This is a genomic window from Actinoplanes sichuanensis (assembly GCF_033097365.1).
Lineage (GTDB): Bacteria > Actinomycetota > Actinomycetes > Mycobacteriales > Micromonosporaceae > Actinoplanes > Actinoplanes sichuanensis.
The window spans coordinates 6,962,275-6,978,332 of the sequence record NZ_AP028461.1; the positions used below are offsets into that span (position 1 = coordinate 6,962,275).

Genomic DNA, 16,058 nt, shown 5'->3' on the forward strand with positions numbered 1-16,058 from the left:
GGGGTATCAGTACGGGTGCAGCCGACCGTACGATCTTGCGATGTTCTTCCTCGCCCGTTACGTGATCCGTCGCGTCATCGGCGGCCCGTTGCCGCCGACGCCCGAATTCGACGCCGACGTGGACCTGATGATCAAGGACTCGGTGTTGCGGGACGCGCGGGCCTGGTTGCTGCGCGACGGCGACTGGCGGGTCGCGAAACAGGCGATCGAGGCGGCCGGTACGGACTGGGCGCTGCGCGGCTACCGGCTCGGTGTCTTCGCCGGTCTGGCCGACGACGACGACACGTGGTTCGACGCGTGGGCGCGGGCCGAGCCGTCGGATCCGTCGGTGGCGATGATCTGGGCGAAGGTGCTCGCCGGCCGGGCCGGTCGGGCCCGGGGCGGCGCGGTCGCGGCGAAACTGTCGGCCGAGCAGATCCACAGCTTCCACACGCTGTCGGAGAAGGCGGCCGAGGCCGGTCTGCGTGCGCTGGAGCTGGCCGACCCGCGCGATCCGGGCCCGCTGATCCGGCTGATGTCGGCGTGTTTCGCGGCCGGGGCGGACCCGTTGAACGAGCTCTACTTCGAGGCGCAGCGACGCGACCCGCACAACTTCGACATGCACGAGCTGGCGGTCATCCTGCGGTGCCAGAAGTGGTACGGCTCGCACGAGCAGATGTTCGAGATCGCACGGGCCGCGGCCGAGGGTGCGCCGGCCGGGCACAAGACCGTACTGCTGCCGTTGAAGGCTCATTTCGAGTACGCGATGCGCGAGTTCGCCTGGGAGGACCGCAGCGACGAGTCGCAGAAGGCGGTCCGGAGATATTTCCGCCGGCCCGAGGTGCAGCGGGACATCGACGGGTGGATCACCAAGTTCCGGTCCGCGCCGCCCACGTCCGAGCAGCTGTCGCAGGTCCGGCAGTGGATGGCGGTCTACTACAGCCTGATCGGCCGCCGGAAGGACGCGAAGGTCGTCTTCGACGAGCTGGGTCCGTACGTGAGCCGCTTCAACGAGTGGGGCTGGTTCTGGGGCGACATGGAGTACGGCTACCTGAAGAGCTGGTGGTGGGCGAACGGCGTCGGTGGCGTCTGAGCTAGGGGACGATGACGGCCCGGCCGGTGAGCCCGCCGGAGGCGAGCTCGGCGTAGGCCCGGTCGATCTCGCCCAACCCGAACTCCACCACCTGGTTGCGGATCAACCCGGCCCCGGCCAGGGCGATCACCTCCTGCGCGTCGGCGATCGACGACCCCTGGAAGGTGAACACCTCACCGTCGCGGGGCAGGGTGGAGAACCACGGTCCGCGCAACCGGCCGTCGGCCGAGCCGATCAGGCCGTACGCGCCGCCGGTGCGGACCGCCGCGATGCCTGCCGCGATCGTCTCGTCGGTGCCGACGAAGTCGAGGACCACGTCGGCCTTTCCGGACACCTCCGGCACACCGGAGTGCGCCCCGATCTCGGCCGCGTAGGACAGCCGGGCCGGCAGCGGGTCCACGGCGACGACCCGGGCCGCGGTCAGTACCCGCACGAACTGGATGGCGAACGCGCCCAGCCCACCGGCGCCGATCACGACGACGGTGCCGCCGGCCGGGATCCGGGGCAGGGCCCGCCGCACCGCGTGATAGGCGGTCGCGCCGGCGTCGGTCAGCGGACCGGCGTGCCGCGGGTCCAGGGCACCGAGCGGGAGCAGCGCCCGCCGGTCGGCGACCAGCACGAACTGCGCCAGGCCGCCGTCGCGCCCGTAACCCCGCCCGGCCCTCCCGTGGGGGCAGCCGCTGTCCTGGCCGCGCACGCAGTATCGGCAGACGCCGCACGACGTCGGTGAGACCAGCGCGACCGGTTCGCCGGTGCCGTCGATCCAGCCGGCGACCTCGTGGCCCAGCGTGAACGGCATCGACCAGCCGAGCTGTTCGCCGACGGCGGCCGGGAGGTGCCGCATGGTCAGGTCGGAGCGGCACAGCCCGCAACCGGCCACCCGCACCAGCGTCTCCCCCGGCCCCGGCACCGGATCCGGCACCTCGACGAGTTTCGGTGGCGCGCCCCAGTCAGTCATCCGATAGGCCAGCACGCCTTACAGAGTGGAACCTGTTATCGCACTCGGTCAAGGAGAGATTGACCGGAAACTAGAACGAGTTCTATTGTCGAGGGCGTGCTCACCACACCGTTCGCGGAAGCGATCCAGGAGGCCGAGCGGGTCATCACCGGTGCCCCGCACGTGCGCGACGAACTCGACCTCGTCGAGGGCTACGACTATCTGGCCGGCAGCATCCGTGCGTCGGTGCAGATGGCGTGGGCGTACCAGCGGGACTTCCCCTATTTCGTCCGTTCCACCGGCCCGTACACGAAGATGGGCCTGGACAACCCGGACACCCTGTACTTCCACGCGTGGCTGCGCGACGACGCCGAATATGTGATCACCGGCGAGCGCGGCAGCACGGTGGACCTGAGTTTCCAGATCCTCGACGGCGACTACTCGCCGATCCAGGTGCCGGGCAGTCTGGCCGCCTTCGACGACCGGGAGATCGAGATCGGGCCGGACGGTTCGTTCCGGATGTTCCTCGGGCCGGGCCTGAAGGGCGCCGGGATGCTCGTGGTCCGGGAGGTCTTCAGCGACTGGGCCGCCGAGCGGCCCGGGATGCTGCGCATCCAGCGTGCGGACCGGACCGGTGCGGCCCCACCTCCCCCCACGCTGGATGCGCTGACCAAGCGGTACGGCGTGGCCGGAAAGATCCTGATCAGCCGGCTGCGCACGTTCCTCGCCTTCGCCGAGCGTTTCTACCTCGGGCTGCCGGTCAACACGCTCACCGCACCACGGTCCACTCCGGGCGGTCTGACCACGCAGTTCTCCTCGGTCGGGCACTACGACCTCGACGACGACCAGGCGATGGTCGTCACCGTCCCGGTCAGCGACGCCCCCTACCAGGGCATTCAGCTCGGGAGCATGTGGTACGTGTCGCTGGACTACATCAACCACCAGACCAGCCTCACGCGCGACCAGGCGCAGATCGACCCGGACGGCATGATCCGCTACGTGATCAGCGAGCGGAACCCGGGCGTCGCGAACTGGCTGGAACGCACCGGGCACCGCCGCGGCTACGTGCAGTTGCGCTGGCAGCGGCTGTCCCGGGAACTCACCGCCGACGACGGGCCGAAAGTCGATCTCGTGGCCGTCGACGACCTGCCGAAACTGCTGCCGCACTACAAGCGGGTCGGGCCGGAGGCGTGGCGGGAACGGATCGCCGCCCGACAGGCCGCGGTCGCGGCCCGGATGCTGGGCTGAGCCGATGCTGCTCGACGGCAAGGTGGTGATCGTCGCCGGAGTGGGGCCGGGGCTGGGCGCATCGGTCGCGGCGCGGGCCGCCGGGCAGGGCGCCTCGGTGGTGCTCGCCGCCCGTACCCCGGAGATCTTGAATGATCTCGCCGGGAAGACCGGCGGGCTCGCGGTGCCCACCGATCTGACCGACGACGCCGCCGTGCAACGGCTGGTCGACGCCGCCGTGCAACGGTTCGGGCGGATCGACGCGCTCGTGCACAACGCGTTCGCAATGCCGCCGATGCAGAGTCTCGGCAAAGTGGATCTGGCCGACGTGGGGACGTCGTTCGAGGTCAACGTGCTCGCCGCGCTGCGCACGATCAGACATGTCACGCCGGCCCTGATCGAGTCGCGGGGCGCGATCGTGGTGGTCAACTCGGCGGTGCTGCGGCACTCCCGACGGCCCTTCGGGCCCTACAGGCTGACCAAGGCCGCGCTTCTCGCGGCGACGCAGAATCTCGCGAGCGAGCTCGGACCCAAGGGGGTACGGGTGAACTCGGTCGCCCCGGGCTGGATCTGGGCCGACCAGTTGCGTGGGTGGTTCGAGTTCCAGGGGGTGCAGCGCGGGGTGCCGGCGCGGCAGATCTACGACGAGGTCGCCGCGACCACCGACCTGCGGCGGCTGCCCGAACCCGACGAGATCGCCGACGCCATCCTGTTCCTCGCCTCGGACATGGCACGCGGCATCACCGGCGCCTGCCTCGACGTGAACTGCGGGGAGTTCCACCATTGACGACCTCCGCGCGGACCGATGTCGGTGGCTTCGACGACCTGCACGCGTCGGCGAGCCGGCTCACCGGGCTGGACGACTTCGGGGGCGGTGACGACTACGCCGACGGGCTGCGGGTGCTACTCCGGTCGTACGCCCAGGAAGCGGGTCTGACCCCCGCGGGCAGTAAGCGGACCCGCGGCCTGTTGCGCGGCGCTCTGGTCTCGCGCCTGCTCGCCGAAGCCGCCTGGCGGGAGTTTCCGCGGCACACGGCGGTGCGGATCGAGCGGCCGGTGTTCGTCACCGGCCTGCCGCGCACCGGCACCACCGCACTGCACCGGCTGCTCACCGCCGACCCCGCGCATCAGGGCCCGGAACTGTGGCTGACCGAGATCCCGCAGCCGCGCCCACCGCGCGCCGAGTGGGAGTCGCACCCGGTCTTCCTCGCGCTGCGCGACGCGTATCGGAGCGTCGACTTCGCCGGGGTGCACCACATGGGACCGGAACAGGTCGAGGAGTGTTGGCGGCTGCTCTGCCAGTCGATGACGTCGGTGTCGTTCGAATGCACCGCGCACATTCCGGGCTATTCGGCCTGGCTCGATGCCCACGACTGGACCGCCGCCTACGCCCGGCACCGCCGCAACCTGCAGCTCATCGGCCTGCACGACCAGGACCGGCGGTGGGTGCTGAAGAACCCGAGCCACCTGTTCGCGCTGGACGCCCTGTTCGCGGCCTACCCGGACGCCGTCGTGATCCAGACACACCGCGAACCCGGCACCGTGATCGCGTCGGTGTGCAGCCTCAACGAACGCGCGTCGGCCGGCTGGTCGACGGTCTTCGCCGGGCCCGTCGTCGGGCAGGCGCAACTCTCGCTCTGGTCGCGCGGGCTGCGGCGCTTCCGCGCCGACCGCGCCCGGCACGATCCGTCGCGGTTCATCGACGTGCGCCACGCCGATCTGGCCGGCGATCCGATGGGCACCATCGAGATGATCTACGAGAGGCTGGGGTCGCGGTTGAGCGGTCCGGCCCGGATCGCGGTGCGCGAGGCGATTCTCCGGGGTACGCCCAAACCCGCGCACACCTACGATCTGGCCGCCTTCGGGCTCACCCCGGCGGACGTGGATCAGGCGTTCGACGGGCTTTCGTAAGTTTCGAGATTGTGGTCCGTAACATTTTCGGACAACCTTCTTCGTTGTGCCATTGAAACGTTATCTAGCACGTCTTTCGCATGATCCGTCCCCGATATTGCTTCCGGTATGTTTCCGGAAGTTGTTGACACTGTGGCGCGGGCGACCTAATACTCGCTGGCGAGAGGAATCGCTGTCCGTCGATTCGCTTTCCTCGGTCGCCCCCCGCTCGCCTCCCCCACTCCGCTCGTCTCCCCGCTCCGCTCGTCTTCCCCACTCCGTTCGTCTCCCCCACTCCGTTCGTCTCTCCCACTCCGTTCGTCTCTCCCGCTCCGCTCGTCTCCCCCGAAGGACGAAATGCCATGTCGAGAATTCCCATCGCCGGTCCCACCACGTGGCGGCGGTTCATGGCCGTCGCAGTGACCGCCGGGCTCGCCGCCGTCGGACTCGTGCTCGCCGACCCGGCCGCCACACCGTCCCGGGCCGCCGCCTGCAACGGCTACGTCGGCCTGACCTTCGACGACGGGCCGACCGCCGGCAACACCTCCAACCTGCTGGCGGCACTGCGCAACAACGGGCTGCGGGCCACCATGTTCAACCAGGGGCAGTACGCCGCGGCCAACCCGTCGCTCGTCCGGGCCCAGGTCGACGCCGGCATGTGGGTCGCCAACCACAGCTACACCCACCCGCACATGACCCAGCTCAGCCAGGCCAACATGGACTCGGAGATCTCCCGTACCCAGTCCGCGATCTCGGCGGCCGGCGGCGGCACGCCGAAACTGTTCCGCCCGCCCTACGGCGAGACCAACTCCACGCTGCGGTCGGTCGAGCAGCGATACGGGCTCACCGAGATCATCTGGGACGTCGACTCGGCCGACTGGAACAACGCCAGTACCGACGCGATCGTCGCCGCCGCGGCCCGGCTCACCAACGGCCAGGTCATCCTGATGCACGACTGGCCGGCCAACACGGTCGCCGCCATCCCGCGCATCGCCCAGGGCCTGGCCTCACGCGGCCTGTGCGCCGGCATGATCTCGCCGGCCACGGGACGGGCGGTCGCCCCCGACGGTTCCGGTGGAGGTGGCGGTGGCGGCGGGAGCGCTACCTGCACCGCAACGCTCTCCGCCGGGCAGTCGTGGGGCGACCGTTACAACCTGAACGTCGCCGTCACCGGCTCCGCCAACTGGACCGTGACCCTCAACCTGCCGTCTCCCGCCAAGGTCATCAACACCTGGAACACCACGGCCACCTGGCCCTCGGCCCAGCAGATGGTCGCCAAACCGAACGGCAGCGGCAACAACTTCGGCCTGACCGTGCAGCCCAACGGCAACTGGAACTGGCCGAGCGTCTCCTGCACGGCCACCTGACCCACCCCACCACGATCCCCGTTCCCCGAATAGCGGCGCGGCGGCCCATCCCCGGCCGCCGCGCCGCGCCTTTCTCCCGCCGCGCCCTTTCGCCACCCCACCCCGCCGTTCCTCACCCGCTCCCCGCTGCCCGCCGTTCGTCACCCGCCTCCCCGCGCCCCGCCTTCCGCCGCCTCGCCGGTGTCCTCGTTATCCGCTTTCGGCCTCGCGGCGGGCATGCCAGGCTCGCCGGATGCCCGTCGACGACTCCCTCGGCAACCGGATGAAGACCTATGAACGGGTCACCCGGACCGTTCTGCCGCCGCGCACCTACACGCTGATCCGCGTCGACGGTCGGGCCTTCCACACCTATCTGCGCGACTCGGTCAAACCGTTCGACCTGGACTTCATCGCCGACATGGACCACATCGCCCGGCAACTCTGCGAACAGGTCGCCGGGACGGTCTTCGCCTACACCCAGTCCGACGAGATCAGCCTGCTGCTCTGCGACTTCGGCGGCCGCAACACCCAACCGTGGTTCGGCGGCGAGGTCCAGAAGATCGTGTCCACAGTGGCCGCACTGGCCACCGCGACCCTGTGCACCCGCCGCCCCGGCCGCCCGGCCACCTTCGACGCCCGGGTCTTCACCATCGCCGACCCGGTCGACGTGGCGAACTACTTCATCTGGCGCCAGCGAGACGCCGTCCGCAACTCGATCGCGATGGCCGCCCAGGCCAACTTCCCACACCGCCGACTCCAGGGCGTCCACTCCGGCGGACTGCAGGAACTCCTCTGGTCCGAGGCCGGCATCAACTGGAACGACTACCCGGCCGGCATCAAACGGGGCCGCCAGATCGTGAAGGCGACCGGGGAGAAGGAGTTCACCTACACCGACCGCCGAACCGACACGGAACAGACGACGACCGCCCGACGAACGTGGTGGCAACCCGAGGACGCGCCGCACTTCGCCGTTCCGACCCTGCTGCCCCGGATCCCGCAGCACCGCTGATCTTCACCGGGCGAGCCGGGTGGCCGCGGTCGGGGTCAGGGTGGCCGTACCGCCGGAAAGGGCTTGACCTGAACCTCGGGTCAGGTGGCACCTTCGGGGCTATGAGTATGGAAGTCGCGGCCTGGAATTCGATGTGGCACGCCATGAATCAGCAGGATGACAAGCGGCCGTTCTCGCGGGCGACGCTCAAGCGCATTCTGGCGCTGGCCCGGCCACAACGCCGGATACTGGCGGCGTTCCTGCTGCTCAGTGTCGTCACCGCGGTGCTTGCGGTGGCGACGCCGGTGCTGGCCGGGCAGGTGGTCGACGCGATCGTCGAGGCTCGGGAGGTGCGGCTGGTGATCACCCTCGCGGTGGCGATCGCGGTGATCGCACTGTCCGAGGCCGGGCTGGGGCTGGTGCAGCGATGGCTGTCGGCGCGGATCGGTGAGGGGCTGATCCTGGAGTTGCGCACCCGGGTGTTCGATCACGTGCAGCGGATGCCCGTCGCGTTCTTCACCCGCACCCGGACAGGTGCGCTGGTCAGCCGCCTCAACAACGATGTGATCGGGGCGCAGCGGGCGTTCAGTGACACGCTGTCCGGGGTGGTCGGCAACCTGGTGGCGCTGATCCTGACGCTGATCGTGATGATCGGGATCTCCTGGCAGATCACCGTGCTGGCGCTGTTGCTGCTGCCGGTGTTCGTGCTGCCGGCGCGGCGGATGGGCGGGCGGCTGGCCGGGCTGCAGCGAGAGGCGGCCGAGCACGACGCGGCGATGAACACGCAGATGACCGAGCGTTTCTCGGCGCCCGGCGCGACACTCGTCAAGCTGTACGGGAATCCGGCCGCCGAGTCGGCCGAGTTCGCCGCGCGGGCCCGTCGGGTGCGCGACATCGGGGTCCGCACCGCGATGGCCCAGTGGACGTTCCTGACCGCGCTGACCAGCGTGTCGGCGGTCGCGATCGCGCTGGTCTACGGGCTGGGCGGGTTCTACGCGTTGCAGGGCCGGATGGATCCGGGCGCGGTGGTGTCCCTGGCGATCCTGCTGACCAGGCTGTATGCGCCGTTGACCAGCCTGGCGAGCGCCCGGGTCGAGGTGATGAGCGCGCTGGTCAGCTTCGAGCGGGTGTTCGAGGTGCTCGACCTGAAGCCGCTGATCGAGGAGAAGGCGGACGCTCAGCAGGTGCCGGAGGGGCCGGTGTCGGTGGAGTTCGACGACGTGCGGTTCGCCTATCCGGCCGCCGACAAGGTGTCCCTCGCCTCGCTGGAGGAGGTGGCGACGCTCGACACCAGGGGTGGTGAGGAGGTGCTGCACGGCGTGTCGTTCACCGCGGCTCCGGGGCAGATGGTGGCTCTGGTCGGGTCGTCCGGCGCGGGCAAGTCGACGATGGCGAGCCTGCTGCCCCGGCTGTACGACGCGGGCGAGGGCGCGGTCCGGCTGGGCGGGGTCGACGTGCGCGACCTGAGTGCGGCCTCGCTGCGGCAGACCCTCGGCATGGTCACCCAGGACGGGCACCTGTTCCACGAGTCGGTCCGCGCCAACCTGCTCCTGGCCCGGCCGGACGCCACCGAGGACGACTTGTGGGACGTGCTGCGCCGCGCCCACGTCGCCGACCTGATCGAGTCACTGCCGGACGGGCTGGACACGGTCATCGGCGAACGTGGCTACCGGCTGTCCGGTGGGGAACGGCAGCGGCTCACCATCGCTCGCCTGCTGCTCGCCCGGCCACGGGTGGTGGTGCTCGACGAGGCGACCGCCCATCTCGACTCGACGTCGGAACAGGCGGTGCAGGCCGCGTTGGGTGAGGCGTTGAACGGGCGTACCGCGGTGGTGATCGCACACCGGCTGTCGACGGTCCGGGCGGCCGACCAGATCCTCGTGGTCGAGGACGGGCGGGTCGTCGAGCGCGGCACCCATCCCGAGTTGCTCGCTGTCGGCGGCCGTTACGAGGAGCTGTACCGCACCCAGTTCAGCGAATCGTCGACGCCCGCCGCACCGCACTGACCAGCAGGCGCTCGGCGACGGCCGGGTCGCCGTCGGAGGTCTCCCAACCGGTGTCGGCGACCACGACGACGGCCCGGCCGGTGCGGGCCACCGCCACGTACGTGTGGTGGGTGATCGCCTCGCCGACGTGGTCCCATCTCCGGGTCCAGCGCAGGGTCAGCCCGTCCGCGCGGTCCCGCTCGATCCGCCAGTCCGGGCAGTTCCGCGCCGCCTTGCGAAGTTTGCGCAGGTAACGGTCGGGGTTCTGGTGAAGCGCCAGATACTCCATGATCGACTCTGGCGCCTGGTCGACGTCGATGACGGCGCCGACGGCCCGGTCGGCGGTCGGTTCGGGCACGGTCGCGTCGCACGGCCGGGGCGGGCGCAGCTGCGGCCAGTCGTCGGCGTCGGCCGCGCGCGGCGTGACCCCGCCGAGGTCCGCGGCCTGGAGCAGAGCCTCATCCGGAATGCCGGCTCGAAGCCGAGCCTCATCCGGAATGCCGGCACCGGCCGCGGCGAGCTGAAGCCGGGCCTCATCCCAGACACCGGCACCGGCCGCGGCGCGTCGGAACAGAGCCTCATCCGAAACCCCGGCACCGGCCGCGGCGTGTCGGAGCGGGGCCTCGTCCGGAATGCCGGCTCCGGCCGCGGCCGCGGGCCCGGCTCCCGCTCCGATCAGCAGCAGTGCGGCAACCACGACCAGCAAGCGCCTCAACATGTCCGCATTTTACCGCTTATGTCGCCTCAGCACGACACGGAAGAGGTTCATGCTTTAAACTCAGGAGTTTAAACAGCCATGAAAGGATGCCGCCGATGTCGCTGGCCGACCTGACCGCCGCCGAACGCCACCGCCGGATCGCCGCCGGATTCACCGCCCGCGTCGAGGGCACCGAAGACTGGGACGCACCCGCGCCGGTCGCCGGCTGGACCGCCCGGGATGTGGTCCGCCACCTCGTCGAATGGCTCCCGGGCTTCCTCTCCTCGGGTGCCGCCGTGACCCTGCCCGCCGGACCCGGCGTCGACGCCGACCCGGTCCAGGCCTGGCAGGTGCACGCCACCGCGGTCCAGGCCCTCCTCGACGAACCCGGCGACCGCGAGCTCACCAACCCGCATCTCGGGACGATGCCGCTCGACCAGGCGATCGACCGCTTCTACACCACCGACGTGTTCATGCACACCTGGGACCTGGCCCGCGCCACCGGCCAGGACGAGACCCTGGAGACCGAGATGTGCGCGACGCTGGTCGCCGGTATGGAACCGATGGACGAGATGCTGCGGGCCTCCGGGCAGTACGGTCCGGCCGTCCCGGTTCCCGCCGGAGCCGACCCGCAGACCCGCCTGATCGGCTTCATCGGACGCGATCCGTCCTGGTCCGCTTCGGACTGACATTCCTTCAAGACCTCGGGGGTACGGCCAGAGCACCGTACCGGTATGAGACATGGCATTCATGTGATCCGGGACGGGCCGTCGGCGGCGCCGCCCCTGCTGCTCGTGCACGGCTCGGGTGCGGGGAGCGCCACGTGGGAACCGGTGGTCCCGGCGCTCGCCGCCCACCGGCACGTCATCCGGGTCGACCTGCCCGGTTGCGGGCAGTCGCCGCCCGTGTCGTCCTACGACGTGCCCGGCCAGGCCGCCCGAGTGGCCGGGGTGCTCGACGGGCTCGGGCTGCGTTCGGTCACCGTGGCCGGACACTCCAGCGGCGGGTACGTGGCCACGGCCCTCGCCGAGTCACGGCCGGAACTGGTCGGTTCGCTCGCGCTGATCAGCACCGGGCCGGACCTCGCCGCGTTCCGCCCCCAGCCTTTGATCCTGCGCCTCCTGCTGGGCCCGGTGTTCGGCCCGCTGCTGTGGCGGGCCCGCACCGACAGCCTGATCCGCAGGGCGATCCTCGCCACCTGCGCCCACCCGTCCTCCCGCACCTCCCGTCCGGCCGCGGCCACCTCCTCCGCGCCCGCCTCCGCGGTCGCCCTCCGACCGGTGTCGATTCCGGACGCGATGGTCGCCGAATTGCGGGGGATCACCTACCGCAGCATGTCGGCGGTGCTCCGGGCCAACACCGACTACCTGGCCGAACGCGGGATCCCAGACCGCTTGGCCGCGCTCGGCCGAACGGCGCTGGTGATCTTCGGGGCGGCGGATCCGCGCTGGGCGCCGTCGTCCGCGCACCGCTACCCGACATCCCGGGTGGAACTGCTGCCGGGTGTCGGCCACCTGCCGATGCTCGAAGACCCGGCCTCGACAGCCGAACTGCTGCTCAGCGCGGATTAGAATCGTCGTCGTGCGGTGGTCCGAGGTGGACATAGCGGTGCCACGCTTCCGGCTGCCGGGCGTCAGCATGGCCGGGTTCCGGCAGCGATCCCCCGCCCTCTGGGATGTCACGATGGTCGCGCACCCGTCGGTCACCCTGCTGATCGATCTGAGCGGCGGCGACGGCGCCGGCTACGACACTCCCGACGGCCGGCGACACGGCAGCGTCGCGGCGGGGCTCCTCCCCGGACGGATCCACGCCTCCGGCTGGGCCCGCGTCGAGTGCCTGCAGATCCGCCTCGACCCGGCCGTCGGCACCGGCCTGTTCGGCGGGTTCGCCGAGCTCAGCAACTCTGTGGTGCCGCTCGACGAGATCTGGGGTCGGCAAACCGAGCGCATCGAGGCCGGATTGCGCGCCGCCCGCTCCTGGGACGAACGGTTCGCGATGGCGGCCGCGCTCCTGGCGCCCCGCCGGTCCGCCGATCCGGAGGTCGCACACGCCTGGGCACGAACGGTCACCGGCCGGGGCGGCCTCCGGGTCGCCGAGCTGGCCGACGAGGTGGGGTGGAGCCGCCAGCGGTTGTGGTCCCGGTTCCGGGCCCAGGTCGGTGTCACCCCCAAGGTCGCCGCCCGCCTGGCCCGCTTCGATCACGCGGCGCACCTGCTCGCGGCGGGCCGACCGGCGGCCTCGGCGGCGGCCGACAGCGGTTACGCGGACCAGTCACACCTGCATCGTGAGGCGAGGGAGTTCACCGGTTTGACCCCGACCGCCCTGGCCACCACACCATGGCTGGCCATCGACGACAGAGCGTGGCCGGACCACACGCGCCCCCGGCCGTACCCCTAGAGAAGTTTTTGGATCTTGGAAAGGGTCTCGTCGGCTTCGGTCACCAGGTCGGTGAGGACTTCGGCTACCGGGCGGACCTCGTTCATCCGGCCGACGATCTGGCCGACCGGCATGGGGACCACCGTCGGGTCGTCGGAGGCCATCAGGCGGTCGTGGGCTTCGGAGACCAGCAGGTTCTGCAGTGGCATCGGCAGCGCTGCCGGTGCGTCCTCGGCCGCCCACGCCTCGGTCCAGCGGTTGCGCAGCAGGCGGGCGGGCTTGCCCGAGTAGATGCGGCTGCGGACGGTGTCGCTGGACGTGGCCCGCAGGAGTGCTTCCCGCAGGCCGGGGCTGCTGCGGTATTCGCTGGTGCCGAGCCACACCGAGCCCATCCACACGCCGCGCGCGCCGAGGGCGAGGGCGGCGGCGATCTGCCGTCCGCTGCCGATCCCGCCGGCGGCCAGGACGGGGACGTCGACGGCGTCGACGATCTCCGGGATGAGGACCATGCCGCCGATCTCCCCGGTGTGCCCGCCGGCCTCGTAACCTTGGGCGACCACGATGTCGACCCCACCGGCGACGTGACTGCGGGCGTGATCGGCCCGGCCGGCGAGCGCGGCGACCAGCAGGCCGCGCGAGTGGGCCTGGGCGATGACGTCGGCCGGTGGCGGGCCGAGCGCGTTGGCGATCAGCCGGACCGGGTGCCGGAGGGCGACCTCGACATGGCTTCGGGCTACCGAGTGCAGCCAGCCGAGGACGCCGGGCCGGCTCGACGCGGCCTCCAGTGGCGGCACGCCGAGCCGGAGCAGGGTCTGTTCGACGAAGTCACGATGTCCGGAGGGGATCAGTCGGGTGAGGTCGGTGACTGCGCCTTCGGTGGGTTCGTGACCGGGCATCACCACGTCGACGCCGTACGGCCGCCCGCCGGTGTTCTGGTCGAGCCAGGTGAGGACGGCGTCGAGTTCGTCGGCGTCGTTGAACCGCACGCAGCCGAGCACACCGAGCCCACCGGCCCGGCTGATCGCCGCGACGACGTGTTCGGACGGGCTGAAGCCGACGATCGGGTGTTCGACTCCGAGGACTTCGCAGAGATCAGTCCGCATCGTGTTCCTTCACGTAGGAGTGGGCCCAGCGGTAGTCGGCCTTGCCGCTGATGGTCCGGTTGATCCGGTCGACCAGCCAGACGCCGCGGGGCGCCTTGTAGCCGGCGATCCGCCGGCGTACGTGGGTGTCGAGCTCGCCGAGGTCCAGGGCGGCGGAGGGGCGCGGCTGGACGAGGGCGACGACCCGCTGGCCGAGCCGGTCGTCGGCGGCCCCGATGACGAGCGCGTCGAACACGTCGGGGTGTGCTTTGAGGGCGCCTTCGACCTCTTCCGGGAACACCTTCTCACCACCCGTGTTGATGCACGTGTTTCCGCGTCCGAGCAGGGTGATCGTGCCGTCGTCCTCGAGCCGGGCCAGGTCGCCGGGGATCGCGTACCGGACGCCGTCGACTTCGGTGAGCAGGGCGGCGGTCTTGTCCGGGTCCTTGTAGTAGCCGAGTGGCACGTGCCCGCCGCGGGCCAGTCGGCCGATCACTCCGGGTTCGGCGCGACGGCCGTACTCGTCGATGACGATGGTGTCCGGGCCGGGCATGACGCGGGGGCCGTCGACCGCGCCGCCGTCGACGTCGGCGACGATCCCGATTCCGGCGAACCCGGTCTCCGAGGAGCCGACCGCGTCGGTGACCATGACGTCCGGCAGCGCCTGCAGGTACTGCCGTTTCACCGACGGGGAGAACAGCGCCGCGCTGGACGAGACCGCCACCAGCGACGATCCGTCGTAGTCGCCGGCCAGGTAGGCCTCGATGATCGGCCGGGCCATCGCGTCGCCGATCAGGACCACCACGTTGACCTTGCGACGTTCGATGGTGCGCCACACCTCGTCGGCGTCGAAGTGCGGCAGGAACACGACGGTGTCACCGGCGAAGAGGGCGGCCAGGGCGGCCCACTGCGCGTTGCCGTGGATGAGCGGGGCCAGGCAGAACCTGGTCATCGGCGGCATACCCGTGCGGGTGCTCTGCGCCCACTCGTCGTCGAGGGGGACACCGGTCATGAAGTCGATGCCGCCGCCGAGGACCCGCCAGACGTCCTCGTGTCGCCAGATCACGCCCTTGGGGTAGCCGGTGGTGCCACCGGTGTAGAGCAGGTAGATGTCGTCGCCGGACCGCTCCTCGAAGTCGCGCTCGGCCGATCCGGCGGCGAGCGCATCCCCATACGAGATATCCGAGAAATCGGACAGGTCACCGTCGGGGAGCGCCACGATCGCCCGCATATCGGTCGCCACCGCTTTCACCCGCGGCGAGAACCGACGGTCGTGGATCAGCGCGACCAGGGAAGCGTCCGAAAAGAGATACTGTAACTCGTTCTCGACGTAACGATAGTTGACGTTGACGACCACGGCACGGAGCTTGTACACGGCGATCATGGCCACTACGGCCTCGATCGAGTTGCCCGCGTACAGCCCGACGTGGGCGCCCTTGCCCACTCCTCGACTTTGCAGGAAATGGGCCAATCGGTTGGAGGTCTCCTCCAGCTCCGCGTAGGTGATCTCACGCTCGCCGCAGGCCACCGCGACGCGATCTCCGAAGGCGTCGACCGCGTGCTCGAAAAGGTCCGCAATATTGGCCGCCATCAACGCAAAGTAGAACCTGTTATCGTTCCGAGGCAAGGGTTGTACAGAAGGAGGAGAACCGGGTGGACGCTCTCGTCGAACAGCGCGGACCGATCCTGATCGTCACGATGAACCGACCCCGGGTCCGCAACGCCCTCTCCGCCGAGATGATGGCCGTGATGCGCGACGCCTGGGACCGCGTCGACGCCGACCCGGACATCCGGGTCGCGATCCTCACCGGAGCGGGCGGCGCGTTCTGCGCCGGCGCCGACCTGCGTGCGATGACCGGCGACCATCCGGGCGACGGCTTCCGCAACGGCGGCGTCGACCTGTCCCGCATCGACGCCCTGCTCAAGGGCCGCCGCCTGACGAAACCGCTGATCGCCGCGGTCGAGGGCCCGGCTGTCGCCGGTGGCACCGAGATCCTGCAGGCCACCGACGTGCGCGTCGCCGGTGAGAGCGCGCGGTTCGGTGTCTCCGAGGCGCGCTGGGGCCTGTTCCCGCTGGGCGGTTCAGCGGTCCGCCTGCCGCGCCAGCTCCCCTACACGGTCGCCGCGGAACTCCTGCTCACCGGCCGCCACATCACCGCCGCCGAGGCTCTCGACATGGGGTTGATCGGCCACGTCGTCCCCGACGGCCAGGCGCTCACCAAGGCGCTGGAGATAGCCGGGACGATCGCCGCGAACGGCCCGCTCGCCGTCCAGGCGATCCTGCGCACCATCCGCGAGACCGAGGGCCTGGCCGAGAACGACGCGTTCGCCGTCGAATCCCGCATCGGCATGCGGGTCTTCACCTCGGACGACGCGAAAGAGGGCCCGCAAGCCTTCATCGAGAAGAGAAAACCCCAGTTCAAGGGCCTTTGACGGTACGGCCACCCATGCGCCGGAT

At 70.5% G+C, this 16,058-nt stretch carries 14 protein-coding genes and 1 pseudogene; 11 read left to right on the plus strand and 4 right to left on the minus strand.

Annotated features, from left to right (window positions below; genetic code table 11):
• The first annotated feature begins 40 nt into the window (after positions 1–40).
• On the plus strand, positions 41–1,072 hold the full coding sequence (locus Q0Z83_RS32160) for a hypothetical protein (protein ID WP_317786990.1): 1,032 nt from the start codon (positions 41–43) through the stop codon (positions 1,070–1,072).
• A 1-nt stretch (position 1,073) separates the two neighbouring features.
• Here Q0Z83_RS32160 and Q0Z83_RS32165 read toward each other — a convergent pair whose 3' ends face one another.
• Positions 1,074–2,030: an alcohol dehydrogenase catalytic domain-containing protein gene (locus tag Q0Z83_RS32165; RefSeq protein WP_317786991.1), complete on the minus strand. Its 957-nt coding sequence runs from the start codon at positions 2,028–2,030 to the stop codon at positions 1,074–1,076.
• 96 nt (positions 2,031–2,126) lie between these two features.
• On the opposite strand from Q0Z83_RS32165, the gene Q0Z83_RS32170 reads away from it, so the two are divergent.
• The 6 genes from Q0Z83_RS32170 (at position 2,127) to Q0Z83_RS32195 (ending at position 9,466) form a co-directional block, all read left to right on the plus strand.
• Entirely contained in the window at positions 2,127–3,257 is a 1,131-nt protein-coding gene (locus Q0Z83_RS32170; protein WP_317786992.1) for a hypothetical protein, read from the plus strand.
• Between the two features lie 4 nt (positions 3,258–3,261).
• Positions 3,262–4,023 carry an SDR family oxidoreductase gene (locus tag Q0Z83_RS32175; protein WP_317786993.1) on the plus strand — a complete coding sequence of 254 codons (762 nt, stop codon included), beginning with the start codon at positions 3,262–3,264 and terminating at the stop codon, positions 4,021–4,023.
• Positions 4,020–5,147 (plus strand): sulfotransferase family protein, encoded by a 1,128-nt coding sequence (locus Q0Z83_RS32180; RefSeq protein ID WP_317786994.1) that lies wholly within the window; start codon positions 4,020–4,022, stop codon positions 5,145–5,147. The genes Q0Z83_RS32175 and Q0Z83_RS32180 overlap by 4 nt, the downstream gene beginning before the upstream one ends.
• Before the next feature lie 341 nt (positions 5,148–5,488).
• Complete coding sequence (locus Q0Z83_RS32185) at positions 5,489–6,493, plus strand: polysaccharide deacetylase family protein (RefSeq protein ID WP_317786995.1); 1,005 nt, start codon at positions 5,489–5,491, stop codon at positions 6,491–6,493.
• A 232-nt stretch (positions 6,494–6,725) separates the two neighbouring features.
• Complete coding sequence (locus tag Q0Z83_RS32190; RefSeq protein ID WP_317786996.1) at positions 6,726–7,481, plus strand: tRNA(His) guanylyltransferase Thg1 family protein; 756 nt, start codon at positions 6,726–6,728, stop codon at positions 7,479–7,481.
• Between the two features lie 101 nt (positions 7,482–7,582).
• Entirely contained in the window at positions 7,583–9,466 is a 1,884-nt protein-coding gene (locus Q0Z83_RS32195; protein WP_378079136.1) for an ABC transporter ATP-binding protein, read from the plus strand.
• Here Q0Z83_RS32195 and Q0Z83_RS32200 read toward each other — a convergent pair.
• Complete coding sequence (locus Q0Z83_RS32200) at positions 9,432–10,163, minus strand: hypothetical protein (RefSeq protein WP_317786998.1); 732 nt, start codon at positions 10,161–10,163, stop codon at positions 9,432–9,434. The genes Q0Z83_RS32195 and Q0Z83_RS32200 overlap by 35 nt on opposite strands.
• Before the next feature lie 95 nt (positions 10,164–10,258).
• Here Q0Z83_RS32200 and Q0Z83_RS32205 point away from each other — a divergent pair, with 95 nt between their 5' ends.
• From Q0Z83_RS32205 to Q0Z83_RS32215, 3 genes are read left to right on the plus strand one after another with little or no spacing between them, the layout of a single operon-like run.
• Positions 10,259–10,831, plus strand: coding sequence for a TIGR03086 family metal-binding protein (locus tag Q0Z83_RS32205; protein ID WP_317786999.1), 573 nt, complete (start codon positions 10,259–10,261; stop codon positions 10,829–10,831).
• Positions 10,832–10,876: 45 nt separating this feature from the next.
• On the plus strand, positions 10,877–11,713 hold the full coding sequence (locus tag Q0Z83_RS32210; RefSeq protein ID WP_317787000.1) for an alpha/beta fold hydrolase: 837 nt from the start codon (positions 10,877–10,879) through the stop codon (positions 11,711–11,713).
• A 10-nt stretch (positions 11,714–11,723) separates the two neighbouring features.
• On the plus strand, positions 11,724–12,539 hold the full coding sequence (locus tag Q0Z83_RS32215; protein WP_317787001.1) for a helix-turn-helix domain-containing protein: 816 nt from the start codon (positions 11,724–11,726) through the stop codon (positions 12,537–12,539).
• Here Q0Z83_RS32215 and Q0Z83_RS32220 read toward each other — a convergent pair.
• Positions 12,536–13,621 (minus strand): NAD(P)H-dependent flavin oxidoreductase, encoded by a 1,086-nt coding sequence (locus Q0Z83_RS32220; RefSeq protein WP_317787002.1) that lies wholly within the window; start codon positions 13,619–13,621, stop codon positions 12,536–12,538. The two genes, Q0Z83_RS32215 and Q0Z83_RS32220, sit on opposite strands and share 4 nt — an antisense overlap.
• Positions 13,611–15,191, minus strand: a complete 1,581-nt coding sequence (locus tag Q0Z83_RS32225; RefSeq protein ID WP_317787003.1) for an acyl-CoA synthetase — start codon at positions 15,189–15,191, stop codon at positions 13,611–13,613. Before Q0Z83_RS32225 ends, Q0Z83_RS32220 begins: the two co-directional genes overlap by 11 nt.
• 59 nt (positions 15,192–15,250) lie before the next feature.
• On the opposite strand from Q0Z83_RS32225, the pseudogene Q0Z83_RS32230 reads away from it, so the two are divergent.
• Positions 15,251–16,033: pseudogene (locus Q0Z83_RS32230) on the plus strand (crotonase/enoyl-CoA hydratase family protein); the annotation flags it as partial.
• Positions 16,034–16,058 lie beyond the last annotated feature (25 nt).